This window comes from Luteibacter sp. SG786 (genome assembly GCF_011759605.1).
Classification (GTDB): Bacteria; Pseudomonadota; Gammaproteobacteria; order Xanthomonadales; family Rhodanobacteraceae; genus Luteibacter.
Genome location: NZ_JAAOYX010000003.1, coordinates 377,514 through 401,694 on the forward strand (window position 1 = coordinate 377,514; position 24,181 = coordinate 401,694).

Here is a 24,181-nt window from a genome sequence, read left to right on the forward strand (position 1 = left end):
CGGCCCCCCCGTGCGCAGAGAGGGGCGGCGGTTCACGCCGCATTGGAACGTCGCCGCAATACGGCGAGCGGTTGCGCCCAGGTCGCACCCGGGCGCCGTTTGCTCGTTACCAGCGTGAGTTCCGAGGGCTGGAACACGTTCACGTTGTGCGTCGCGGGCGTGGTCAGGATGTACTGCGCGCGCGTGCTCTTCAGGAACGCGCCCACCTTGTCGATGTTGAAGATATCGAGGTGGGCGAAGGGCTCATCGATGAAGACGAAACCGCCGGGGCGATCCTCGTCGCGCATCAGCGCCACCAGGAGCAGCAACGACTTCATCACCTGCTGTCCGCCGGAGGCTTCGCCGTCGTCCATGCCGATCCAGCCCTTCTTGTCGAACTCGAAACGTACGTGCAAGGCGGCGGAAGCGAGCGCGAGGTCGTCGTTGCTCAGCTCGGGCAGGTCTACCTCCACGCCGATGCCGGCGAGTTCGGCAAGCACCTTCAGGTTCTTCGCATAGCGGCGCACGGTGTTGCGCAGCACCTGGATGTACGCACCCCGTGCCTCGTGGGTGATGCGTGATGAACGCTCGAGGTGGACACGGCGCTTTTCCAGGTCGTGCTTCAGGCCCTCGTGGTCCGAGAGCAGCTTTTCGCGAAGCGCCAGGACGGTGGGATCCTGCTCCCAGTGCCCTTCGTCCAGCCGCCGTTCCACACGCTCGATCTCGCGGCGTACCGCCGCCGGCGACTCATAGCGCTCGCGCAACGCGGCAGTGGCAGCACGGCCACGGACATGCGGGGGCACGTGCGCGCGCTTCGCCCGGAAGGCCTTCAGCCGCTCGACCTGCTCGCTTCGCAGCTGGTGGTACTGGCGCACGGCGTCGGCGAGCTGGCGTTGCACGTCACGCTGCTCCCGTGCCGCGTTGTCGCGGGCGTTCGATGTCTTGAGGCGTTTTTCCCTGACCGCCTCGTAGTGGGCTTCCGCGGCGACATGGCTGTCGGCCGCGCGTTGCACGTCTTCGCGCAACCTGGCCTGCTGCTCGCGTGCCTCGGTGAATTCGTCCGTGCGGTCGGCCAGCTGGCTGCTGGCACTTGCACCGCGCAGGACCGCTTCGGCGTCGCTCGCTCGCGCAAGCGCCTCCTTGCGTTCGGCCGCGATGTCGCGCAGGCGAGCCTCCACGTCGCGCAGCTTCGCCTCGCCATCGCGCAGCTGACGCTCGCGCGCGGCTGCGCCGAAGTACATGTCGTCGACGCCGAGGTGGCGGCCACCGCGACGTTCGCGGAAATAGCCCTGCGGGGTGATCCAGTCCTGCTCGCGCCCGAACTTCGCGCCTTCCGCCACGTCGTCGACGCGACGGATGCGGTCGAGGTTGCGCAGCAGCCAGTCGGGCGCAGGGGCGGAGAACGCCACCACTTCCAGCAACGAACCCCGCGTGGCGCTTTCCGCGGGTGCTCGGTCGGCGACCACGAAGTGCTTGTAGCGGTGCTGTTCGCCGAGCTTCCATGCCCTTTCGCGATCGCGCGGATCATCAAGGAGCACCACGTGGCGGTAGCCGGCCAGCACGGCTTCCACCGCCGGCTGCCAGCGGGGCTCCACGATCTCCACGATCTCGCTGAGCATGCTGTGGCGGATGCCCGCATCGTCGAGTGCACGGCGGAACGAGGCCTCGAAATCGGGCGTGTAGCGGCGGCCGCTCCGCCAGGCGGACAACTGGCTGGTCAGGGTGGCGAGATCCTGCCGCAAGCGCGCTTCCTCGCCCTGCAACTGGTTCACCCGGGCGCGCGCGTCGCGCGCGACGTCCGCAAGGCGCTCGTGGTCGGCACCGCCCTGCGCGGCCACCATTTCGCGCAACCGCGCTTCCTGTTTGATCAGCAGGTCGTTCTGCGCCAGCTCCGCGCGGGCGGCGTCGAGGCTCTTCTGCGTCTGCTGGCGAGCGAGGTCGGCCTCGTGCTGCTCGGCGCGCAATGTCTCGCCATTGGCATCCCATTCGCCCAGTTGGCGCGTGAGTTCGCTGTCGCGTCGTTCGAGTTCCGCCACGCGCCGCTTCACGCCGGTGAGCTGGGGGCGTGCCCCGCGGATGCCGGCTCCGAGATCGGCCAGTTCCGTGCGGGGCAGGATGTCCGACACAAGCTCCACGCGCTCGGTCTTCAGCGCATTGAATTCCTGGAACGAGCGTGCGCGCGCTTCCGCTTCCTGGAGACTCACGCCGATCAGCGACAGCTGGTGCTCCAGCCCGTGCTGCTCACGGTCGGCTTCCATCTGCTCGTTGCGTGCGCGCTGGTAATCGTCGAGCACGGCCTTGTCGCCGAACACGTCGAACACGAGGTCGAGCAACGCCTTCGGCGGGAGTTGGCAGAGCTTGTCCGTGGCGCCCTGTTCGAGCGTGAGCACCCGGCGGATTGCCTGCGACAGCCCGGCACCTTCCAGCCGCACGCGATATTCACGCAGGCCGAGAAACTCGCCGCGTTGTTCGATCTCTTCGATGCCCACGTCGCCGCCGAGCACGGCGTACTGGCGCGTCCATTCACCGCCTTTCTTCTGGATGCGGCAGGCGAGGGTGACCTCGCGGTCCATCAGCGGAAAGAACGGACGTTCGCCACTGGGCCCCGGCGTGTTACCCACGCGGGCCCGCAGCCATGCGAATGGCTTGCCGTTGTGGCGGAGATAGCTCTTGTAGTCGCGGTTTCCCGCGCAGTCGATCGTGAGCAGCGTGCGCAGGGCGTCGAGCAGCGTGGTCTTGCCCGACCCGTTCGGACCCACCACCGTGACGATGTTCGTATCCAGCGGCAGGCTGAAACGCTGCCAGTAGTCCCAGTGCACGACTTCGAGGCTGCGGAAATCAAACATCGTCGTCGTCGCCTTCGGTGGAGGCCGCATCGGCGGCAGATAATGCCCGCGCCGAGGCGGTTCCCAGCAGGTCGCCCAGCGCGCCGTCGAGAATGCGCCGCGCGGTGCGCTCGTAGTCGAAGGCGAGGTCGAGCAGCGGACCTTCAGCCACTTCGCCCTTGCGACGCACGATGAAACCGAGGCGGTTCAGCGTGCCGAGATTGAAGCCCACGCGGGTCTTGCCGCCCAGCTTCTCGCCGAAGTCCGCGAGCAGCGTGCGCTCGGCGATCACGGGCGAAAGCGAGGGATCGCGCGGTATCGGCTTTTCTTCGGCGAACATCTGGCTTTGCGATGCGGCGGCCTCGACCGCCTGGCGCTCGACCTGGCGCTGGCGCTTCGGCAGCACGATGAGCGCCCAGATGACCACCAGCAGGGCCACGCCGTCGCGGTCCAGTTGCAGGGTGTTGGAGATCCAGCTGTCGCTGCCACCGAAGACGGCGCGCTCGCTCTTCCTCGCGACGGCCAGGCCGATGTACGCGGCGTATGGGTGTTCGCGCAGTTCGAGGCCCACTGCTTCGAGGCGGCGGTCGAGGTCTTCGCGGAATGCTTCGTCCAGCAACGCCTTGCGCGCCTGTGCGTCGTCGCGCGGCAGCCAGCGCTGCGCAAGCAGCCGGGTGACCAGGCTGGCGGTGTCGTCATGCATCGTCGTTGTCCTTCGCGGCGGCGCGGGGACGCAGGCGTCCGGCGCTGACCAGCGCGATCTGGGGAAGGTCTGTCTCGATCAGGCGAGGCTCGATTTCGAGGGCGAGCGGCAAGCGGGCGAGGTCGGCGGTGCCGCCTTCCAGCGCCGCCGACTCGGGGTCGCCGAGCAGGCCGAGCAGCGAGAGCCGGTAGGCGGAAAGGGCGTAATCGTCGCCTACGAGCGTGGCTTCCAGTTCCAACGGCTGCACCACCTGCGCCAGTTCCGCATGCCATGCCTCGAGGAAGCGCAGGTCTTCCTCGTCCATCGGCAGGTCGGCGGTGTCGGGTGGTTCTTCCGCGCCCGGGAGCGCGGTGCTCTCCGCGGCGAGGCGTTCGCGCTCGAGCAGTTCGAATTCGGCGACGTCGAGCGCGATCTGGTCGTGAATGAAGGGCGCGGGCAGGGGCAGCAGCAACTGGCCGTCCTCGAAGGAAGCCAGGGTGTCGATATCCTGCGCTCGCAGCCACCCCACCAGGTCCGACGACGAGAGTCCCGTGCGGCCGAGGTGCACGCGGTGCTGGTCGATCTTGTTGAGTTCGCGCTGGAAGGTGCCGGCCTGGCGGAGCAGGGCGCTCTGCGCACGGCCCACGGCTTGCGCGAGGCGGTGCGCCACGGGTTCGAGGTTGTCGTTCTCCGTGATGGCGGCGACCACCTCGGTGCCTTTCTCCACCCAGGTCCACACGGAATCGAGTCGTTCGGCAGCGCGTCGGATGCGATATTCCGAACCGGACAGTACGGCGCGGTCGAAGTCTTCCTTCAGTTCGGTGAGGCGGGAAAGCAGGTGCCCGAGTTCGTCGACAGACACGCGGCCCACGGCCTGTCCCGCCGCGAGCTGCGCCGTGAGATAGCCGAGGCCGTCGTCATCGTCGTTCTCGAATTCCAGCATGGCGGCAAGCGCGGCGAGCGCTTTCCGGCCGAGCGGGCCGACGCGGTAACGCATCGTCTCGCCGTCGTACACGAGCAGGTCGTGATCCCTCAGGCGCTGCACCACGGTTTCCAGCTTCACCGGATCGACGAAGGCGAGGTGGTCGCGTATCTCCTGGGGCGTCCACTCCGTGGCATGCGAGCGGCCGCCGAGCGTGCGCAATACCAGCAGGCGAAGCAGCACCTGCGCCTCGGCGCCGTGGAACAGCGCGGAGAACGTGCGCAGCAGGTCGCGCCCGCGCAGGAGCGGGAAGACCATGGGCAGGTCTTCCGCGACGACACCTTCGCGGAAAAGATCCTGCAGGCGTTCGTCGTGGACGGTAGTGTCGGCCGGTCCGCTCAAGGCTAGCGGCGGTCGACGCCGACGAAGCGGAGGAACTCGCTGCGTGTGCGGGGATCTTCGCGGAAGCTGCCGAGCATCTGGCTGGTGACCATCGACACGCCGCGCTTGTGCACGCCGCGCGTGGTCATGCACTCGTGGCTGGCGTCGATCACCACGCCCACGCCGCGCGGCCGCAGGGTGTCCTCGATGCAGTGCGCGATCTGCGCGGTGAGCTTTTCCTGCACCTGGAAGCGGCGCGCGAAGCCGTCGACGACGCGGGCCAGCTTGCTGATGCCGACCACGCGGTCGGTGGGCACGTAGCCCACGTGGGCACGGCCGATGATCGGGGCCATGTGGTGCTCGCAGTGGCTCTCGAACTCGATGTCGCGCAGCACGATCATCTCGTCGTAGCCTTCCACTTCCTCGAAGGTGCGGCGCAGATACTCCGCCGGGTCTTCGTCATAGCCGCGGAACCAGTCCGAGTAGGCCTTCACCACCCGCTTGGGCGTGTCGAGCAGGCCTTCGCGCTTCGGGTCCTCGCCCGCCCACAGCAGCAACGTGCGCACGGCCTCTTCGGCCTGTTCGCGGCTGACCGGACGGGGCTTGGCGTCGTCGCTCATCGGGGGTGGTTCCTTCGCGGGTACAAACGGGCATTGTACCGTTGTTGCATCGCGCTGGAGCCGCCTCCTGTGGGAGCCGCTTCAGCGGCGATGGGTGCTCGCGGCAGGCGGCCCGCTGCCGCGGGATCGCCGGCATAGCCGGCTCCCACAACCTGCCCCTCAGTCCGAGGTTTCGGTGCCGTCGGTATCCCCATCGTCCAGGCCCGGGACCAGGTCGAGCAGATCCTGGCTTTCCTCCGACCCCAGGGATTCCACGCCGCGCAGCTTGCGCTCGATGGCGCGGGTGCGGACGCCGGCGGTGTCGATGCTGTTGCGCACCGTGTCCAACTGCTTCCGGGTTTTTTCCAGCACCGTGGCGAACTTTCCGAATTCGTTCTTCACTGCCGCCAGCACGTGCCAGACCTCGGAGGAGCGCTTCTCGATGGCCAGCGTGCGGAAGCCCATCTGGAGGCTGTTGAGCAGGGCAGTGAGCGTGGTGGGGCCTGCCACCGTGACCCTGCATTCGCGCTGCAACTGATCGGAAAGGCCCGGCCGGCGGATCACTTCCGCGTACAGCCCTTCGCTGGGCAGGAAGAGGATGGCGAAATCGGTCGTATGCGGCGGCGCGATGTACTTGGCGCGGATGCGTTTGGCTTCCTCGCGCACGCGCAGTTCCAATGCCTTGCCCGCCGCCTGGGCGCCCTCCGCATCGGCGGCGTCCTGCGCGTCGAGCAGGCGCTGGTAGTCTTCCACCGGGTATTTGGCGTCGATGGGCAGCCAGACGGGGCCGCCGTCGTCGGTGCCCGGCAGCCGGATGGCGAACTCCACCCGCTCGGCGGAACCCGGCACGGTGGCGACGTTGGCCGCGTATTGCTCGGCGATGAGGATCTGCTCGAGCAAGGCCCCGAGCTGCACCTCGCCGAAGGTGCCGCGCGTCTTCACGTTGGTCAGCACGCGTTTCAGGTCGCCCACGCCGGCGGCGAGTACCTGCATTTCGCCGAGACCGCGCTGCACGGCTTCCAGGCGCTCGGACACCAGCTGAAACGACTGCCCGAGGCGCGTTTCCAGCGTGGCCTGGAGCTTTTCGTCCACGGTGGCGCGCATCTGTTCGAGCTTGGCCGCGTTGTCCTGTTGGATGGCGCCCAATCGCGTCTCCAGCGTGGCACGGACCTCGGCCAGGCGTTTTTCGTTCTCGGCGGTGAGTGCGCTGAAGCGCTGGTCGATGAGTTCGCCGAAGTGCTTCAGCGTGAGCGCGGATTCCTCGCGCGTCTTGCGCGAATCGTCGGCCAGGCCGAGGCGCAGCGATTGCAGGCCGTTGTCGGTGCGCTCGGTGAGCTGGTCGAGCCGGCGCCCGAAGCCCTCGATGCGCTCGTGCTGGCGTTCGGCCGCCGTCTGCAACTGCTCCTGCACATGGCCGCGGAACTGCGCGAAGCTTTCGCCGAGTTCGCCCCTTCCTGCACGCTGTTCTTCGCGAATGAGGGTTTCGAGGCGGCGGGTGTCGTCACGCAAGGCCTCGAAGCGGGCGGCGCTGCCATCGTCCTGCCGGCCACGGGCGAGAAGGACGATGAGCACCCCGAGGCAGGCCAGCACGGCCAGCAGCAGGACAATGAGGAGAGTGGTTTCGGGCGTCATGGAGCGAGATTAACCGACTGTGGGAGCCGCTTCAGCGGCGATGGGTGCTCGCGGCGAGCCTGCCCGCTGCCGCGGGACCGCCGGCGCAGCCGGCTCCCACAGTCGGCGATCATCCCTTCTACCGGTCTCAGATCTCGCGATTGCCCACGATGACCACGTCGGCGGGGCGCTTCGCGAAGAGGCCCACCGCCACGACGCCGACGATCTGGTTGAGGTCGGCTTCGAGTTCCACGGGATTGGTGATGCGCCAACCGTGCACGTCGAGGATCCAGTTGCCGTTGTCGGTGACCACGCCATCGCGCCACACGGGCTGGCCGCCGCGCGCCACGATTTCACGGGCTACGTGGCTGCGGGCCATGGGGATGACTTCGATGGGCAGCGGAAACTTGCCCAGCACGTCGACCTGCTTGCTCGCGTCGATGATGCACACGAAGAGATCGGACGCGGCAGCCACGATCTTTTCGCGGGTGAGGGCGGCGCCGCCGCCCTTGATCAGGCATTTGTGCGGATCGCACTCGTCCGCGCCGTCCACGTAGAGATCCAGGCGGCCGGCGGCGTTGAGGTCGATCACGTCGATGCCGAGCTTGCGCAGCCGTTCGGTGGATGCCTCGGAGCTGGACACGGCCGCCTTGATGCGGTCGCGGTACAGCGCCAGTTCGTCGATGAAGAAATTCACCGTGGAGCCGGTGCCCACGCCCAGGATGCCGTCCTTGAACGAGCCGTTGCCCACGTACTTGAAAGCGGCGGTTTCGGCGGCGAGACGCTTCTCGTTGTCCTGGCTCATGGCTTTTCCAGCTTCAGGATGAAATCCCAGTCGCTCTTTGCCACCGGCATCACGGAAAGGCGATTGCCCTTGCGCACCAGCGGCATGTCGGCGAGTTCGTCGATGCCTTTCAGTTCTTCGAGCGAGATGGTGCGTGCCAGCTTGCGCTCGAATTTCACGTCGACCAGCACCCAGCGCGGTTCCTCGCGCGTGCTTTTCTCGTCGTAGTACTTGGATTTGGGGTTGAACTGGCTCTCGTCCGGATAGGCGGGCGACGCCACGGACGCGATGCCCACGATGCCGGGCACCTCGGTGTTCGAGTGGTAGAAGAAGATCTTGTCGCCGACCTTCATGCCGTCGCGCATGAAGTTGCGTGCCTGGTAGTTGCGCACGCCGTCCCAGGCTTCGACGCCTTTACGTTTCAGGTCGTCGATGGAGAAGGTGTCCGGCTCGGACTTCATGAGCCAGTACTTCATGCATCGCCGCCCGTGCAGTCGATGAGTTCCTTGTCCGTCGCCACGTAGTCGAGGGAGATGTCCCACTCGGCGGTCTCGATGGCGTCGAGTTCCTGGAAGTCGTAGGCCACGCCGACCAGCAGCGGCTTGGCCGGGCGTTTCTGCCCGCGCAGGAACTCGAAGCTGCGGTCGTAGTAGCCGCCGCCGAAGCCAAGGCGATTGCCACGGCGGTCGAAACCGAGCAGCGGCACCAGCACCAGGTCGAGTGCGCTGGCCTCGACGATACGCTGGGCGGCCTTCGGCTCGGGAATGCCCATTTCGTTGGTTTCGACGTCCTCGCCGGTGGTCCACGGCGCGAAGGTGAGCCTGCGCTTGCCGCCCGACTTCGTGATGACGGGGAGGTAGAAGGTCTGCCCGCGTTCGGCCATGGGCGCGATGGCCAGGTTGAGCGGCAGCTCGCCGCCCGTGGCCCAATAGCCGGCCACGTGCGTGTCGGTGAGGAATTCCGGCAATTGTTCCAGCGATTGGCGCAACCCCTGGGCTGCCGCGACGCGCTCGGCCGGTTTCAGCTGGCGGCGGCGCTGCACGAGGTCGGCTCGCAGTTCACGTCTCTCGGGAAGCTTTGACATGGGTCGTTCAGCTGAACGGCACAGGCAAGGTCGCCGTCGAGCCGCCGCACCCGGTGCCGCGGGTACGACGCTGACCGGCCCCTTGGGAACCGGCCGGCTGTAAATGGAGAGGCGTTCTCCGCGATGCCGCTGCGCACCAAACGACCTTGATCCAAAGGATCAGGTGGGAGGGCTACGCAACTTCAAGGCTTTCCGTACGAGGCGGACATGCACAACAGTCGCGAAAAGCCGACCCGGGGTCGTATGTAGGAACAAGGCAAATGTAAAGTGCGCTGGCGAACACCGCAGGGAACGCCCGGGGCTATTTTACCGACGCGTCGAGCAGACCATCAAGCTTTCTGCGCAGCGAGGCCAGACCGTCGGTCAGCACCTGTTCCTGGGAGTCGTGCTCCTTCCGCAACGTGAGCAATTCGTGAGCGATGCTGACGGCGGCGAGAACGGCGATGCGGTCGAAGCCGGGCACCTTCGCATTGGATTTCAGCTCGCGCATCTTGCCGTCGAGGAACTGGGCGGCGGCGATCAGGCCGGGGCGTTCCTCGGGGGCGCAGGCGATGTGAAACTCGCGGTCGAGCAGGCGCAGGGATACCGGTTCACTGGCGGTTGCATTCATGTGACGGATCAGCCTGTGTTCTCGAGCGCCTTGAGGCGCTGGATCATCGCTTCCACACGGCTGCGCGCCTGTTCGTTGCGTGCCATGAGTCCTGCGCGTTCGTTCGCCAGCTGCTCCTGGCTGTGCCGCAGGCTGCGGTTTTCCTCGGAGAGCCGGCGCACGGTGTCGACGAGCCGGTCGAGCGTGGCGCTCAAGGCTTCCAGTTCGGTCTTGAAGGCATCCGGGTTCGTCATGCGCGGACTATAACAGGAGGGCCGGCCTTGTCGGCAGTCCGTCGATCGCGCCGTCTGCATTAGACTTTGCTGCCACGCCCGAAGGAGTTTCCGCCATGTCGGCCAACCAGACCGTCGACCCCGAAGACATCGCCGAACTCATCGGGCGCTGCAAGCTGGCCACCTCGGTCAGCGAATTCCATGGCTCGCTGGTCGGGTATATCAGTGCGGGCGGGCGCTTCGGCGCCGGATCGCTGCTGGACGACCTGAAATTCGAACCCGACCCGGCACCCACCGCCGACGAAGAAGCGATGCTGACCCGGCTGCGGCACCAGACCGAGGCCTGGCTGGCCGATACCGACCTCACCTTCGGGCCCTGGCTGCCCGAAGAAGATGCGCCGCTGGCCGAGCGGGCGGAGGGCCTGACCGAATGGACGCGGGGCTTCCTCGGCGGTTTCGGCCTCGGCGGCACGGCCGAGAAGGCGAAAGACCTGAGCGAGGACGCCCGCGAAGTGCTCCGCGACATGGCGACGATCGCCGCCAGCGAGTTCGAGCTCGACGAGGACGTGGAGGGCGACGAGGAATCGCTCACGGAGATCGAGGAGTTCGTTCGCGTCGGCGCGCTGTTGCTCCACGCCGAGGCCGGCCCCAGGAACCACCCGCCGAGCGACACGCTGCATTGATCCCCGCGACCGAGTACGCCCGGCGCCGCCGGGAGCTGATGCGCATGGCCGGCGAGGACGCGGTGCTGATTCTTGCCGCCGCGCCGGAGCGCATGCGCAACGCCGATGCCCCCTGGCCCTACCGCCAGGACTCGGATTTCCACTACCTCACCGGCTTCGACGAGCCGGACGCCGTACTGGCCCTCCTGCCGGGCCGTGCGCACGGCGAAAGCGTGCTGTTCTGCCGCGAGCGCGACGCCGATCGCGAACGCTGGGACGGCGAGCGGATGGGCACCGATCGCGCAGCGCGCGAACTGCGCCTCGACGATGCCTTTCCCATCGACGATATCGACGACATCCTTCCGGGCATGATCGAAGGCCGTTCGCGGGTGTACTGCCATTTCGGGCAGGAACCCGATTTCGATGCGCGCCTGCTGGCCTGGATGCGCCGCTTGCGCACCGCGCGGGGCGGTGGAGTGGTGCCGAAAGACCTGGTGGCACTGGGCCACCTGTTGCACGACCTCCGTCTGTTCAAGTCGCGCGACGAACTGGCACTCATGCGCCGCTCCGCCGAGGTGGCCGGCGCCGCGCACCTGGCCGCCATGGCCATTGCCCGACCCGGCGTGGCGGAGTACGAAGTGGAGGGCGAGATCCTCCGCAGCATTCGGGGGCAGGGCGCCGTGCCGGCCTTCCCGCCCACGGTGGCCGGTGGCAGCAATGCCTGCATCATGCATTACCAGGCCAACCGGGCCATGTTGAAGGACGGCGATCTGCTGCTGGTGGATGCCGGCGCGGAAGTGCATTGCTACGCCTCCGACATCACCCGCACGTTCCCGGTGGGAGGGCGGTTCACGAAGGAGCAGCGGGCGCTTTACGAGATCGTGCACGAGGCGCAGCTCGCGGCCATCGACGCGGTGCGCCCCGGGCGGTCCTTCGGCGACGCCCACGACGCCGCCGTGCGGATCATCGCCGAGGGCCTGTGCGCCGTCGGCATCCTCCGCGGCGGCGCCGACCGCGTCATCGCGGAGGGAAGCTACAAGGCGTATTTCCCCAGCAAGACCGGGCACTGGCTGGGCCTGGACGTGCACGACGTGGGCGACTACCGCATCGACGGCGAACCGCGGGTGCTCGAGGAAGGCATGGTGGTGACGGTGGAGCCGGGCATCTACGTGCCGCCGGGCGACAAGCGCGTGGACGAACGGTGGCGCGGCATCGGCATCCGCATCGAGGACGATGTGGCGGTGACGAATGGGGCGCCGGAGGTCATGACGGCGATGGTGCCGAAGACCCCGGAAGCCCTGGAGCGGTAGGAGCGCGTTGTGGGAGCCGCTTCAGCGGCGATGGGTGCTCGCGGAAAGTTTGCCCGCTGCCGCGGGATCGCCGGCATAGCCGGCTCCCACAATGCTCCGATACCTGGTTACAGCAACGCGAATGCATCGCGCGTCAGGTTCTCCGGCTCGCCCGCGGTGCAGACCACGTCGTCCTCGATGCGAATGCCGCCGTACTGGCGGAACGCGTCCACCTTCGCCCAGTCGATCTCGCCCGAGAACGGCTTGTTCCTCAGTTCGGCCAGCAGCATGTCGATGAAGTAGATACCCGGTTCGATCGTCACCACCATGCCCGCTTCGAGTGGGCGGGTGAGACGCAGGTACGGATGCCCTTCCGGCTTGGCGATGGTGCCGCCGGTCTCGGACGCCTGGAAGCCCGCCACGTCGTGCACCTGCAGGCCAATGCCGTGGCCCAGCCCGTGCGGGAAAAAGGCCGACGACACGCCCGACTCCACCGCGCTTTCCGGGCTCATCCGGATGAACCCGTGATCGCGCAGCACGCCGGCGAGCACGTGGTGGGCATGCACGTGCAGGTCGGCGTAGTTCTGGCCAGCGCGTACCTTCGCCACGAAGGAGCGTTCCGCGGCATCGACCGAGTCGATCAGTGCCTGGAATTCGGACGCATGGCTGCCGGCGTACGTGCGGGTGATGTCGCTGGCGTAGCCCGAAGCGCTGGCGCCGGCGTCGATGAGGAACGAACGGCTTTCCGCCGGAGCGCGGCGATCGAAGTTCGTGTAATGCAGCACCGCGCCGTGTTCGTTGAGCCCGACGATGCTCGCGTACGGTAACTCGGCGTCGATCTGGCCCACGGCCGTGAGGTAGGCGAGGTGGATGCCCAGCTCGCTCTCGCCCTGGCGGAACGCGCGTTCCGCGGCGCGATGCCCGCGCGTGCCGCGGCGGCTGGCCTCGCGCATCAGTTCCAGTTCGTACGGCGTCTTGTAAGCGCGGTGGTAGTGCAGGTGGTCGACCACGGCCGGCGGATTGTTTGCGCAGACTTCCTGCAGGTTGCAGTACTGGTCGCCGATGATGGCGCAGCGGGACAGTGCGGCCGGCAGCTCGGCGATCGCATCGGCCGGTTTGCGCACCACGACGATGTCGAAGTATTCCACCCAGTATCCCGACGGCGCCTCGGGCACCACGTGCCAGTAGTCGCGCGGCTGCAGAAACACCAGCTTCGGTTTCTCGCCCGGGGTGTAGACGAGCCAGCTTCCCGGCGCGTCGACGAGCGGCAGCCAATGCTTGAAATGCGGATTCGCGACGAACGGATAGTCCTGATCGTCGAGGAACTTCGTGATGGGCCGGCCCGCCGGCACCACGAGGTGGTCGAATCCGCCGCGGGCCAGCGCGGTGTCCGTGCGCTCGCGCAAGGTGGCGAGGTGCTGGGGGTAGAGCGCGGCCAGCGCGTCGTTCATGGGTATCTCCGGGGACGTGGGGCAAACCGCAATGGTGCGCCTCCGTGCTGCCTGAGCCAAGCCCGGCACCTGTGGGAGCCGCTTCAGCGGCGATGGGGTGCTCGGCGTACGCTGGCCCGCTGCCGCGGGATCGCCGCTGAAGCGGCTCCCACAGGAGGCGCGCTATGCCTTGGCGAAGACGACGGTGTAATCGCCGGCGATGTCGCCCAGGCGGTGGCGCAGGAGCGTGGCGGCATACTCGTTGCCGCCCAGCAGGCCCTTCAGGTGCGCGCCGTAAAGCGTGATGGCGAAATGGCCCACGGCGAAATCGTGGGACGGCGAACGCCAGTGGTGCAGCGGCGTCCAGGTGGCGCAGGAGGGGCACGCCACATAGGCCGAGTCGGGTGCGTCGCACCACACCACCAGCGCTTCCTCCAGCGCGTCGCTTCCTTCCTCGCCCAACGAAAGGGCGGCCTGGCAGTCGGGACAACGGATAGTGAAGCCACCGTCGTAGCGGCAAAAGATGCCGTTTTCCCGGCCGCCGTCCACGAGGTGGGCACCGCCGTGACCGTCCTCCGTCCAGCGATGTCCGCTGGCATGCAGGCCGATGGCGCGTATGCCGGTTTCAGCGACGAAGCGTTCGTCCAGCACCCGGAATCGTGCCTCCTCGTCCGCGCTTGGGAGGGCGGCGATGGTGCCGTCGCCCACCAGGTGGCGGTAAAGATCCGTCGCCGCCGCCGCCGCGTCGTCGCGCTCGAGCTGGGTGTCGACGAGGATGGTGGTGGCGTCGCTCATGAGCAGAGATGGTGGGCTTCCGCCGGGTGCGTCGTAAAGCATGGTATGGGGCTTCCGTTCAGTCCGCGGGTGGTCCGATCCATTCGTCGATGGCACGTACGTCGTCGTCGCTTGCCGCGACGATGCGGTATCCGGACCAGTACTGGCCCGCCGACGCCGCCGGTTCGTGCCATTGCTCCTGGATGCCGATCTCGACCCGATGTTCGCGATGTTGTGCGTCGTGCAGCGTGAAGGCCACCTGGTGAATGCCGCCGTGTAGCGGCGCGTGGGGGCCGAGCAGCAACATGCCGGTCGCCGAAAGGTTGCCGAGCTGCCCGAGCACGCGGTCGGTCATCACGTCCGTGACGGGCATGGGCGAGGTGGCGCGCTTGCGCGGCGCGCGCCGCTGTTCGAAGTCCCGGTTCATGCGTGCCCCGCCATGCGCTCGCGCGCGTTTTCACGCCGCAGGTTACGCGCGACGGCGCGCCATGCGCGGTCGACGATGGACATGCGCTGTTCCTTCCATTCGCGCGCCTCGCCGCTGGCGATGAGCCGGGCGAGGCGGGTAAGGTCGATGTCTTCGCTGCGGCTGCCGCGCTGGTTCACGAACAGGCAGCGTCCGGTGCCGGGCGAGAACCACGCGAGCTTGCGCAGGGTCACGCCGCCTTCCGGCCGGACGAATTCGAACCACGTGCCGAAACGCAGGCTACCGAACCCGTCGTAGATCGCCTGCGCCGCAGGATCCAGGGGCGTGGGCTGCACCGGCGCGACGGGCTCGCCGTGCGCCGTGCCCTCGCCGAGGCGCGGTCGCTGCTTCAGCCGCAAGGCGATGTCGGTGGGCGTGAGGCCTTCGTCGTGCTGCTCGCCGGGGGGCTCGAAGACACCCGCCGCCACCTGCGCCGCCTCGGCGGCATGCATGCCCAGGTGTTCGAGGCCGCGCTCCACGTCCTGGCGGAGTTTCTGGGGATCGACGATGGGGCGCCTGCCCAGCAACTGGTCGGTGACGCCGAGGCAATAGAGAAAGGCTTCGCCGGTCTCGCCACCGCGCAGGATGTGCAGCGCGAGCACGTCCGCCCATGTGCGTTCCAGCAGGATGCGCAGCACGCCACGCGGCGCGGCGCCGCGCACCATGTGCTCGTTCATGATTTCCGTGGCGCGCTGGCGTGCGCGCTCCAGGCGGTCGCGCCCCTCCATCGCTTCGATCTGCCGGCGCTCGGCCACGTGCGCCTTGCGCGAAAGCAGTGCGATCTGCTGTTCGATGTCCGCGCGCCACGTCGGGTCGATGACCTGCGCATGGCTGGCCTCGACCACGAGCCGCTCCAGGCGGTCGACCAGCGCCGCGTCCGGTTCGCCCTCCGCAGGGTCGAGCCAGTGCTGTGCCGCTTCTCCCACCGTGTCCAGGAGCTGGCGGGCGGGATGCTCGGCCTGATCGAAGAAGCCCCGGTCGTTCACCGCCGCCCGCAGCATGGGCCATTGCAGGCCGCCGAGCACGGCGTGGCCGGGGCTCGTGGCCGCGATCTGCTGCCCCAGGCTCTGGAACAGCATCGCGGTCAGCTCGACCGTGTCGTTCTGTTCCAGCGTGAGTTCCGCCGGCGGCGAACCGGCGGGGCGGCCGAGATTGAGCTGGTGGATGAGTTCGTCGCGCAGGGCCTGCGCGCTGCGTATTTCCCGTTGCGCCGCGTCCGCCACGTCGCTTACGTGGCCTTGCAGCGCGAGCAGCGCGGTCTGCAGTTCGTCGTCGGATGCCAGCCGCCCGGGCGAGAACCCGGCGCCCCGGCCGGCCTCGATCCGGCTGGCCAGCAGCGCGCGCAGGCCTTCCAGCACGCCGATGTGTCCTTCCGTCGTGGCCGGCGCGGTGCCCGACGCCGGTTCGCCCGACGCCTCGGCGGCCTTGCCGCGCCGTTCGGCGGTAGGCGATGCGGCAATACGCACGTTGGGATAGACGCGGAATCCGGGCAGGATGCCGCGTGTACGGTAGTGCTCGTTCAATGCGCCGTAGAAGGCATCGCCGTGGCCGAGAACGTGCGTGTCCACGGCCTGGAACAGCAGCAGGCGGTGCGGATTCGACAGCGGCATCGGCGCCACCGCGGCCTCGAGCGCGGCGGCCAGGGCCCGGGGCCCCGCCGGCAGCGCTTCGCCCTCGAGCGGCGCGGTGCCCGCCAGTACGGCAAGGCGGAAGCCCAGTTCGAACAGGCTGCTGGCGCTGCGCGCCTCGGCGCGCGCGGCCATGCTCGCGAGCGCATCGGCCTGCTCCTGCTCTTCGGGGTCCACCAGGCTCAAGGTGAGGTGCTCCGTGTTCGCACTTCCCGGCTTGGCCTCCTGCACATCGCCCAGGCGACGGAAGCGATCGGACAGGTGCGCCGCGAACCGGTTGCGGAAGGCGGGCCCTTCGCGCTCGACGATGAGGCGGCTTTCGAAACACGCCTGCTGTTCCAGGTGGTTGCGGCTGGCTTCCGCCGCCGCGAACAGGCGGCGGTCCACGTCGCGCAGCGCTTCGCGCAGTGGCATGTCCAGCCAGGTGAGGCAAAGCGACAGCCCCTGTTGCGCTTCGCGTTGGGCACGCGGCGACAGGGCGACGGGATGCGGTCCCGTCCGGCCGTACGGCGGCTGCGTGCCTGCACTCATGCGATCAGGTCCTCCGCGACCCTGTCAGGCGAGTTTAGGCGGCCGTACAGCGGCCACGCCAGCGTACAAGCGGCTCGCTTATGGCTTAGGGCAATTGGAATAGGCGTCGCATGTGGGGTGCCTTGCGCCGGCCGTCAGGGCATGAATGCTTCGATGACGTCGTTCAGGAAGCGCTGCCCCAGGGGCGTGGTCTTGAGTAGCGCGGGATCGTCCAGCAGCCAGCCGCGGGCCACGCATTCGGCGAGCGAGGACGCGATCGCTTCGCGCGGCAGCCCCGTACGGCCCTGGAAATCCGCCGCCGGCACGCCGTCGATCAGGCGCAGCGCGTTGAGCATGTACTCGAAGGGGAGGTCGGCGGCCGCTACCGTCGAATCCCCGCCGATGCGGGCGGGCTGGCCGGCGCTGGCCAGGTACGCGGCCGGCAGGCGGGTCTTCCAGCGGCGGCGCACGCCCTGTGCGTCGCTGATCTTGCCGTGGGCGCCGGCACCGATGCCCAGATAGTCGCCGAAGCGCCAGTAGTTGAGGTTGTGCGCGCAGCGGCGCCCCGGGCGGGCATAGGCGGACACTTCGTACTGCCCGTAACCCGCGTCGGCCAACCGGGCCTCGCAGGCCTCCTGGATGGCCCAGGCCGCGTCGTCGTCGGGCAGCGGCGGAGGGTTCGCGGCGAACGCGGTGTTGGGTTCCAGGGTGAGCTGGTAATGCGAAATGTGGGTGGGCGCGAGAGCGACGGCTCGCGCCACGTCGTCGAGCGCGCCGGCCAGATCCTGTTCGGGCAGGGCATACATCAGGTCGATGTTGATGTTGCCGATGCCGGCGTCCTGCGCTTCGCGCACCGCGCTCGCGGCGTCGTTCGAGGAATGGATGCGGCCGAGGCGGCGCAGCTTGTCGTCGTCGAAGCTCTGCACACCGAACGAAATGCGGTTGACGCCCGCGGCGAGGTAACCGTCGAAACGGCCATGCTCCACCGTGCCGGGGTTCGTCTCCAGCGTGACCTCGGCATCGCCTGCGAAGGACAGCCGCTGGCGCGCGCCGTCAAGAAAGCGGCCCACGAGTTCGGGCGAGAACAGGCTGGGCGTGCCGCCGCCGAAGAACACCGTTTCCACCGTGCGCCCGTGCAGCGCCGCACCGAAGTCGCGCAGGTCGGCGTCGAGGTCCGCCAGCAGCGCGTCTACGTAGGCCGCATATTCCGGGGTGCCGCGCACGCCGTGCGAATTGAAATCGCAGTATGGGCATTTGCGCACGCACCAGGGCATGTGCACATACAGCGACAGCGGGGGCGGCAACAGGGTCATGCGAGGTCGGACAGGCGGGCCTTCAGCAGCGCCAGGGCCTGGCCACGATGGCTGAGCCCGTTCTTGAGCACGGGATCGAGTTCCGCCGCCGAGGCGTCGTACCCGTCGGGAAGGAAGAGCGGGTCGTAACCGAAGCCGCCCGTGCCGCGCTCGGACTCCAGGATGCGGCCGTGCCAGCGCGCTTCAGCGAGCAGGGGCGCCGGATCCTCGGCGTGCCGCAAGAGGACCAGCACGGCGATGAAGTGCGCCCGGCGCCGCTCCATGGGCACACCTTCGAGTTCGCGCAGCAGCTTCGCCCGGTTCGCGGCGTTGTCGCCATGCGTGCCGGCATAGCGTGCGGCGTAGAGACCGGGTGCGCCGCCCAGCGCATCGACGCAGATGCCCGAATCGTCGGCGAGCGACGGCAGGCCGGTGACGCGTGCGGCATGGCGCGCCTTGATCAGCGCGTTCTCGACGAAGGTGAGGCCGGTTTCATCCGCGTCGTGCACGCCCAGCGTGCTTTGCGCCACCAGTTCGATGCCGCTGTCGCCGAGCAGTTGTTCCAGTTCGGCCAGTTTGCCGGCGTTGCCGGACGCAAGGACGATGCGCATGGCTTTAGAGCCCCTCGGAAAATTCGGGCGCGTAATCGACCCGGCCGCGATAACCCTCCAGGCCGTTGACCGTCAGCGGCAGCACCTGGAACGCATTGCCGCCTTCGAACGCGTCGTGCAACCCGTGCGCCGACGCCTTGCCGAAACCGAAGCCGGAATAATAGGCAGGCGATCCCAGGACAAAGATGGCGCGCGCATCGCGCACGAAGCAGGCGCCGATGCCTTCCTCGATCAGCGCGCGGCCGATGCCTTGGCGCTGGTGCTCGGGCAGCACGGCGACGGGGGCGAGACCGAGCGCCTTGCCGTCGTCGCCTTCCTCCACGGTGACGGGCGAGAACAGCACGTGGCCGAGCACGTTCTCGTCGTCGTCCACGGCCACGAGGGAAATGGCATCGCGGCCGGCGCCGACCAGCCGCCTGACGAGATTGGCCTCGCCGTCGCGGCCGAACGCGGCGCGATGCACGGCCGCGATACCGTCGAGATCGGCGGGTGTCGCGGCACGGACGCCGCTCATGCGGTGGTCTCCAATGCGGCGCGCTGCGCGGCCACCAGTTCCGCGATGCCCTTGCCGGCGAGATCGAGCAGGGCGTCCATTTCCTCGCGACGGAAGGCGTGGCCTTCGGCCGTGCCTTGCACTTCGATGAAACCGCCGCCGTCGTTCATCACCACGTTCATGTCTGTGTCGCAGTTCGAATCCTCGGCGTAATCGAGGTCGAGCACGGGCAGGCCGTTGTAGACGCCGACCGACACCGCGGCGACGGCGCCGAGGATGGGGTTGCGCTTGATCGCGTTACGCTTCGTCAGCGTCGTCACCGCGTCCACGAGCGCCACATAGGCGCCCGTGATGGCTGCCGTGCGCGTGCCACCGTCGGCCTGGATCACATCGCAGTCCAGCGTGATGACGCGCTCGCCGAGCGCGGCGCGGTCCACGCAGGCGCGCAGCGAGCGCCCGATGAGACGCTGGATTTCCATGGTGCGGCCACCCTGGCCGCCACGCGCGGCTTCACGCTGGGTGCGGTCGGTGGTGGCGCGGGGCAGCATGCCGTACTCGGCGGTAACCCAGCCCTCGCCCTTGCCGCGAAGCCACGGCGGCACGCGTTCCTCCACCGACGCGGTGCAAAGCACCTTGGTGTCGCCGAAGGAAACCAGCACGGAACCCTCGGCGTGGCGGGTGTAATGGCGTTCGATGCTGACGGCGCGCAACTGGTCGGCGGCGCGTCCGCTAGGACGGATGGATGTCATGTGGGGCCTGATTTGGGCACGGGCGGTGGGTCAGTTTACCATTGGCCCCCCTATCCGACGCGCATGCCGCGAGGCAACCGATGATCCGCAGCATGACCGCCTACGCTTCCGCCGAACGCGCCGGCCCTTCCGGCACGCTCACCTGCGAGCTGCGCACCGTCAACCACCGCTACCTCGAAATCAGCCCGCGGCTGCCCGACGACATGCGCGGCTTCGAGAGCGCCCTGCGCGAGCGCATCGCCACTCGTCTGTCTCGCGGCAAGGTGGACGTCACCGTGCGCCTGCGGGCCGAAGCCGGTTCCGGCGAAGGCCTGCGCATCAACGGCCCGGTGCTGTCCCGCCTGTCCGAACTCGCCCTCGACCTGGAGCAGCGCTTCCCGCGCATGCAGGTGCAATTCACCGAACTGCTTCGGTTCCCCGGTGTTCTCCAGCAGCCGGAGGCGGACGCCGATGCGTTGCAGGCGGCATTGTTGGGCGTGCTCGACCAGGCCCTTGCCGCGCTGGGCGACACCCGCGCCCGTGAAGGCGGCAAGCTGGCCGAGATGCTGCGCGAACGCCTCGACGCCGTGGAAAAGATCGTCAACGACGTGCGCGGCTGGCTTCCGGAGATTCGCACCGCGCTGCGTGCGCGCCTCGAAGCGCGCCTCGCCGATATTCGCCAGCCGGCCGATCCGGGTCGCCTGGAGCAGGAACTGGTGCTGCAGATCACCCGCATGGACGTGGACGAGGAACTCGATCGCCTCGCCACCCACATTTCCGAGGCACGCCGCGTGCTCGCACTGAAGGAACCGGTCGGCCGCCGCCTCGACTTCCTCATGCAGGAATTCAATCGCGAGGCGAACACGCTGGGCTCGAAGTCCGTCGACTCGCGCACGACCAATGCCGCCGTGGAACTGAAGGTGCTGATCGAGCAGATGCGCGAGCAGGTGCAAAATATCGAGTGATGTCTATTTGACGAAGGGGTGGGCGCTGCGCTTGGGATTGATGTGCGGGATGAACAGCACTCTCAATTTTTGTGAATCTGGCGTGGGAGAGGCAGAAGCACCGTGGAAGCTGACTACGTCATCGTCGGGGCAGGGCCAGCGGGTTGCGCGCTCGCGCGCCGACTGGCGGACGCGCCGGCGAGGCCATCGGTCGTTTTGCTGGAAGCAGGGCCGCCCAAGCCATCATTCCTATCGACGATGCCGATCGGGCTTGGGCCGCTGGTAGGCCGCCGCAACCGCTACAACTATGGCTTTCGCACGGTTCCGCAACCAGGACTCAACGGTCGCAGGGGATTCGTACCGCGCGGCCGCGGCGTCGGCGGGTCGAGTCTCATCAATGCCATGTGCTTTATTCGAGGTCAGCGCGAGGACTATGACGGCTGGGCTGCAGCGGGGTGCGCCGGCTGGAGTTGGGACGACGTTCTGCCCCTCTTCAAGCGGTCAGAGGCGAACACACGCGGCGCGAGTGAATGGCACGGAGCAGACGGACCGCTTGTCGTCAGCGATCTGCCGTCGCCGAGCCCGGTTGCGCTCGACTTTATCGCTGCTGCGGAGGCTGTCGGCTATCGGCGGAATAATGATTTCAACGGTGCCGAGCAGGAAGGCGTCGGGCTCTATCAGGTTTTCCAGCGTCACGGGCGCCGCCTGGATGCCGGGCGCGCCTATCTGCACGATGGTGTCGCACGATCGAACCTCACGATTGTCGGCAACACGACGGTCGAGCGCGTTTTGTTCGACGGACGCCGTGCGGTCGGGGTTTCCACACGGGGTGCGGACGGCCTGAACCAGGTGCGGGCGCGCCGCGAGGTCATCCTGAGCAGCGGTGCTATCGCCTCGCCGCAGCTCTTGATGCTGTCCGGTATTGGCGATGCCGCAAAACTCCATGATCTTGGTATCGAGGCGATCGTCGATGCGCCTGAGGTTGGCCTCAACCTTCAGGATCACCTGGACTACACAGCGAACGTGCGGATGAGAGGGCCTGGTCTTTTCGCCTACAATCCGCTCGCCATGGCACGCGCGGTGCTTACGCTCCCTGCCTATTTCCGGGGGCGCGGCTCGCTGACCAGCAACGCCGCAGAGGCGGGTGGCTTCGTGTGCAGCGATGTGTCGCAAGACCGGCCTGATCTCCAGTTTCACTTCACGATTGCCATCGTCGACGATCATGGCCGGCATTTCCACTTCGCGAGCGGGGCGGCGCTTCACGTTTGCGCTCTTCGCCCGAAAAGCCGGGGCTCGGTGAGGCTGGCACGGCCTGACATTGCCGAAGATCCTCTTATCGATCCCGCATTCCTGTCGCATCCCGATGATCTCGAGCTGATGATGAAGGGCGCGCGGATCGCTCATCGCGTCTGGCAGGCTGCTCCGCTCGCCCGGTTTGGCCCACGCTTGCTTTACGGTCGCTTCGATGCCGACGACGCAGAGCTTGAGGCGATGATCCGGGCGCATGCTGATACCATTTACCATCCGGTCGGCACATGCCGCATGGGGCCGGACGATCGTTCGGTCGTCGACGTCGCCTTGCGTGTGCGCGGCGTCGAAGGATTGAGGGTCGCGGACGCTTCGATCATGCCAACGCTGGTCAGCGGGAACACCGAAGCTCCCTCCGCGATGATCGGCGAGAAGGCGGCGGACCTTATTTTGGGGTGCTGAGATGACAGGTTTCGATGCCGGGAATCTCCTGACGCTGCAGCGGGCCGCATTTCGGTCGCAGGGCGCGCCCGACGCCCGGATTCGTAAGGATGCGCTCAGCCGTCTTGAACATATGCTGCTCGCCAATATCGATCGCATGGTGGCGGCAATCGATGCGGACTTCGGCGGTCGGGCGGGGGCTGAGACCGAGCTTCTGGAGTTCGTTCCTGCACTGCGCGCGATTCGCCATGCCCGCCGTCATGTCGCGCGGTGGATGAAGCCGCAGCGGCGATCGATCGACCTGATCTTCCAACCAGCCAAGGCATGGGTGCGGCTCGAACCGCTCGGCGTCGTCGGCATCGTGGCGCCTTGGAACTATCCGTTGTTGCTGTCGGTCGGCCCGCTCTGCGACGCGCTGGCGGCAGGTAATCGTGCATTGATCAAGCCGTCGGAACTGACTCCGGCATTCTCCGCGCTGCTGCACGAACTGATTGCCGACGCCTTCGATCCTTCCGAGATCGCCGTTATTGTCGGCGACGTTACAGTGGCTGAAGCGTTCACCGCACTTCCATTCGACCACCTGGTATTCACCGGATCGACGGCGGTTGGGCGGAAGGTCATGCGAGCTGCAGCGGAAAACCTGACGCCGGTGACGCTCGAACTTGGCGGCAAATCACCGGCGATCGTGGCACCTGATTATTCCCTGGAGAAAGCCGCGCGCTCGGTCGCGTTCGGCAAATTTCTTAATGCCGGGCAGACCTGCATCGCGCCCGATTATGCGCTTGTTCCGAATGGGCAAGTGCAGGTGTTCGCGCGCCTCGTGCTCGAGGCTGCAAAGCGCGGTTATCCGACCGTCTCCGACAACGAACAATATAGCGCCGTTATCACCGCAAGGCATCGCGATCGCCTCAACGCTGCGATCGCTGAGGTTCGCGACGCCGGTATCGAGGTGTTGACGTTCGATGAACAGCCCGCTAAGTCCGCCAAGATTGCTCCGACCGTCGTCATCGATCCACCGTCCGAATGTATGCTGATGCGTGAGGAGATTTTCGGTCCTGTTCTGCCAATCATCCCATACGATACGATCGACCAGGCATCCGGCTTCGTGGCTGATCGCGACAAACCACTCGCGCTCTACCTGTTCACAAACGATGCTCGAACACGTGATCGCGTGCTGGATACCGCTACTTCCGGAGGCGTCACGCTAAATGGCACGCTCCTCCATATCGCGCAGGAAAATCTCCCCTTTGGCGGTGTGGGGCCTAGCGGCATGGGTGCTTATCATGGTTATGAAGGGTTCCGGCGGCTAAGCCATGCGCGATCTGTTCATGCCATCGGTTTCGTCAACGTCTTCGAGAAGCTCGGCCCCCCTTGGGGCAGAGTCAGCGCGGCGATGTCACGCTTTCTCGGCCGCCATTGATATTCCTGACGTGGCCAATATCACGTGTGCAGCGGCGCGGGTTCCTGGGCCACGCTTTCCCAGATGCCTTCCAGGAGAAGATGCCGGACACGCGGGACATATTCGGTCTTCGTGTCGAGCACGCGTGCGCGGACCTTGTCGCTGAAGGACACGACCGTGCGGCCGCGGTCGCAGATGGCGGCCACGACATTCGCACTGCCCGCGGCATTGCCGGCCGCGAGTGCGGACGCCGACGGCATGCACATCGTGCCCGTCGCCGCGGCAAAATGGCCCTCATACACTTCCACGCGGTCCGCGCTACCGTCCTTCAGGCCGTTCGTGGGCCCCGTCCATGCATTACCTCTGACGTCGTACACGTCGACATGTCCGTCCGGTTCGTGGAATACGAACGGCATGTGTTCCATCCGGGCGGCCCACAGGTCATAGGTATCGCCGTCCTGCACGGTTCTGGTTTGCAGGTGGGCGGCGCAACCCGTGGAAAGTGCGGCAACCAAGAGCATGATGCCGATGCATGGCTTCCGGTGTGGCATGGTTTGAATCTCCTGATGAGTGGGAC

The 24,181-nt window shown here is 67.3% G+C and carries 24 protein-coding genes and 1 other RNA gene; 5 read left to right on the forward strand and 20 right to left on the reverse strand.

Features of this window, described 5'->3' with window-relative positions:
* Positions 1–32: 32 nt before the first annotated feature.
* From FHS47_RS17635 to FHS47_RS17685, 11 genes are all read right to left on the reverse strand, one after another.
* The gene (locus FHS47_RS17635; RefSeq protein ID WP_167031267.1) at positions 33–2,825 is read right to left on the reverse strand and encodes an AAA family ATPase; all 2,793 of its coding nucleotides are present in this window, start codon (positions 2,823–2,825) and stop codon (positions 33–35) included.
* Entirely contained in the window at positions 2,818–3,507 is a 690-nt protein-coding gene (locus FHS47_RS17640) for a hypothetical protein (RefSeq protein ID WP_208382118.1), read from the reverse strand. Before FHS47_RS17640 ends, FHS47_RS17635 begins: the two co-directional genes overlap by 8 nt.
* A complete protein-coding gene (locus FHS47_RS17645; protein ID WP_167031270.1) occupies positions 3,500–4,810 on the reverse strand; it encodes a hypothetical protein in 1,311 nt (436 codons plus the stop codon). Before FHS47_RS17645 ends, FHS47_RS17640 begins: the two co-directional genes overlap by 8 nt.
* A 2-nt stretch (positions 4,811–4,812) precedes the next feature.
* Positions 4,813–5,409 (reverse strand): GTP cyclohydrolase I FolE, encoded by a 597-nt coding sequence (gene folE, locus FHS47_RS17650; RefSeq protein ID WP_167031273.1) that lies wholly within the window; start codon positions 5,407–5,409, stop codon positions 4,813–4,815.
* Positions 5,410–5,568: 159 nt separating this feature from the next.
* Complete coding sequence (gene rmuC, locus FHS47_RS17655) at positions 5,569–7,020, reverse strand: DNA recombination protein RmuC (RefSeq protein WP_167031275.1); 1,452 nt, start codon at positions 7,018–7,020, stop codon at positions 5,569–5,571.
* A 127-nt stretch (positions 7,021–7,147) separates the two neighbouring features.
* Positions 7,148–7,804, reverse strand: coding sequence for a ribose-5-phosphate isomerase RpiA (gene rpiA / locus FHS47_RS17660; protein ID WP_167031279.1), 657 nt, complete (start codon positions 7,802–7,804; stop codon positions 7,148–7,150).
* On the reverse strand, positions 7,801–8,277 hold the full coding sequence (locus FHS47_RS17665) for an EVE domain-containing protein (RefSeq protein WP_247741530.1): 477 nt from the start codon (positions 8,275–8,277) through the stop codon (positions 7,801–7,803). The genes rpiA and FHS47_RS17665 overlap by 4 nt, the downstream gene beginning before the upstream one ends.
* On the reverse strand, positions 8,256–8,867 hold the full coding sequence (locus FHS47_RS17670) for a 5-formyltetrahydrofolate cyclo-ligase (RefSeq protein WP_167031285.1): 612 nt from the start codon (positions 8,865–8,867) through the stop codon (positions 8,256–8,258). The genes FHS47_RS17665 and FHS47_RS17670 overlap by 22 nt, the downstream gene beginning before the upstream one ends.
* Before the next feature lie 111 nt (positions 8,868–8,978).
* Positions 8,979–9,161: non-coding RNA, 6S RNA (gene ssrS / locus FHS47_RS17675), on the reverse strand.
* 7 nt (positions 9,162–9,168) lie between these two features.
* Complete coding sequence (locus FHS47_RS17680) at positions 9,169–9,477, reverse strand: cell division protein ZapA (RefSeq protein WP_167031288.1); 309 nt, start codon at positions 9,475–9,477, stop codon at positions 9,169–9,171.
* 8 nt (positions 9,478–9,485) lie between these two features.
* Positions 9,486–9,710 (reverse strand): TIGR02449 family protein, encoded by a 225-nt coding sequence (locus FHS47_RS17685; protein WP_166701332.1) that lies wholly within the window; start codon positions 9,708–9,710, stop codon positions 9,486–9,488.
* A 95-nt stretch (positions 9,711–9,805) separates the two neighbouring features.
* On the opposite strand from FHS47_RS17685, the gene FHS47_RS19630 reads away from it, so the two are divergent.
* Together FHS47_RS19630 and FHS47_RS17690 are read left to right on the forward strand one after the other, a co-directional pair.
* Complete coding sequence (locus tag FHS47_RS19630; protein WP_208382119.1) at positions 9,806–10,372, forward strand: UPF0149 family protein; 567 nt, start codon at positions 9,806–9,808, stop codon at positions 10,370–10,372.
* Positions 10,369–11,661: an aminopeptidase P N-terminal domain-containing protein gene (locus FHS47_RS17690; protein ID WP_282097591.1), complete on the forward strand. Its 1,293-nt coding sequence runs from the start codon at positions 10,369–10,371 to the stop codon at positions 11,659–11,661. The genes FHS47_RS19630 and FHS47_RS17690 overlap by 4 nt, the downstream gene beginning before the upstream one ends.
* 107 nt (positions 11,662–11,768) lie before the next feature.
* Here the strand turns inward: FHS47_RS17690 and pepQ are convergent, their stop codons facing one another.
* From pepQ to rph, 8 genes are all read right to left on the reverse strand, one after another.
* Positions 11,769–13,091 (reverse strand): Xaa-Pro dipeptidase, encoded by a 1,323-nt coding sequence (gene pepQ, locus FHS47_RS17695; protein ID WP_167031294.1) that lies wholly within the window; start codon positions 13,089–13,091, stop codon positions 11,769–11,771.
* Positions 13,092–13,253: 162 nt separating this feature from the next.
* A complete protein-coding gene (locus FHS47_RS17700) occupies positions 13,254–13,907 on the reverse strand; it encodes a hypothetical protein (protein ID WP_167031298.1) in 654 nt (217 codons plus the stop codon).
* A gap of 16 nt (positions 13,908–13,923) precedes the next feature.
* Positions 13,924–14,271 carry a PilZ domain-containing protein gene (locus tag FHS47_RS17705; protein ID WP_167031301.1) on the reverse strand — a complete coding sequence of 116 codons (348 nt, stop codon included), beginning with the start codon at positions 14,269–14,271 and terminating at the stop codon, positions 13,924–13,926.
* Positions 14,268–16,469 carry a DUF1631 family protein gene (locus tag FHS47_RS17710; RefSeq protein WP_167031307.1) on the reverse strand — a complete coding sequence of 734 codons (2,202 nt, stop codon included), beginning with the start codon at positions 16,467–16,469 and terminating at the stop codon, positions 14,268–14,270. Before FHS47_RS17710 ends, FHS47_RS17705 begins: the two co-directional genes overlap by 4 nt.
* A gap of 134 nt (positions 16,470–16,603) precedes the next feature.
* Entirely contained in the window at positions 16,604–17,761 is a 1,158-nt protein-coding gene (hemW, locus tag FHS47_RS17715; RefSeq protein ID WP_167031312.1) for a radical SAM family heme chaperone HemW, read from the reverse strand.
* Positions 17,758–18,351 carry an RdgB/HAM1 family non-canonical purine NTP pyrophosphatase gene (gene rdgB / locus FHS47_RS17720; protein WP_167031315.1) on the reverse strand — a complete coding sequence of 198 codons (594 nt, stop codon included), beginning with the start codon at positions 18,349–18,351 and terminating at the stop codon, positions 17,758–17,760. Before rdgB ends, hemW begins: the two co-directional genes overlap by 4 nt.
* A 4-nt stretch (positions 18,352–18,355) precedes the next feature.
* Positions 18,356–18,865 (reverse strand): N-acetyltransferase, encoded by a 510-nt coding sequence (locus FHS47_RS17725; RefSeq protein ID WP_167031318.1) that lies wholly within the window; start codon positions 18,863–18,865, stop codon positions 18,356–18,358.
* Positions 18,862–19,593: a ribonuclease PH gene (rph, locus tag FHS47_RS17730; RefSeq protein WP_167031321.1), complete on the reverse strand. Its 732-nt coding sequence runs from the start codon at positions 19,591–19,593 to the stop codon at positions 18,862–18,864. The genes FHS47_RS17725 and rph overlap by 4 nt, the downstream gene beginning before the upstream one ends.
* Positions 19,594–19,673: 80 nt before the next feature.
* On the opposite strand from rph, the gene FHS47_RS17735 reads away from it, so the two are divergent.
* The 3 genes from FHS47_RS17735 to FHS47_RS17745 all read left to right on the forward strand — a co-directional run bounded on the left by FHS47_RS17735 (position 19,674) and on the right by FHS47_RS17745 (position 23,625).
* Positions 19,674–20,537, forward strand: coding sequence for a YicC/YloC family endoribonuclease (locus FHS47_RS17735; protein WP_167031324.1), 864 nt, complete (start codon positions 19,674–19,676; stop codon positions 20,535–20,537).
* Between the two features lie 102 nt (positions 20,538–20,639).
* Positions 20,640–22,226 (forward strand): GMC family oxidoreductase N-terminal domain-containing protein, encoded by a 1,587-nt coding sequence (locus tag FHS47_RS17740; RefSeq protein ID WP_167031327.1) that lies wholly within the window; start codon positions 20,640–20,642, stop codon positions 22,224–22,226.
* A 1-nt stretch (position 22,227) separates the two neighbouring features.
* Positions 22,228–23,625 carry a coniferyl aldehyde dehydrogenase gene (locus FHS47_RS17745; protein WP_167031330.1) on the forward strand — a complete coding sequence of 466 codons (1,398 nt, stop codon included), beginning with the start codon at positions 22,228–22,230 and terminating at the stop codon, positions 23,623–23,625.
* A 20-nt stretch (positions 23,626–23,645) separates the two neighbouring features.
* On the opposite strand, the gene FHS47_RS17750 is transcribed toward FHS47_RS17745, so the two are convergent.
* A complete protein-coding gene (locus FHS47_RS17750) occupies positions 23,646–24,155 on the reverse strand; it encodes a hypothetical protein (protein WP_167031333.1) in 510 nt (169 codons plus the stop codon).
* Between the last annotated feature and the right edge of the window lie 26 nt (positions 24,156–24,181).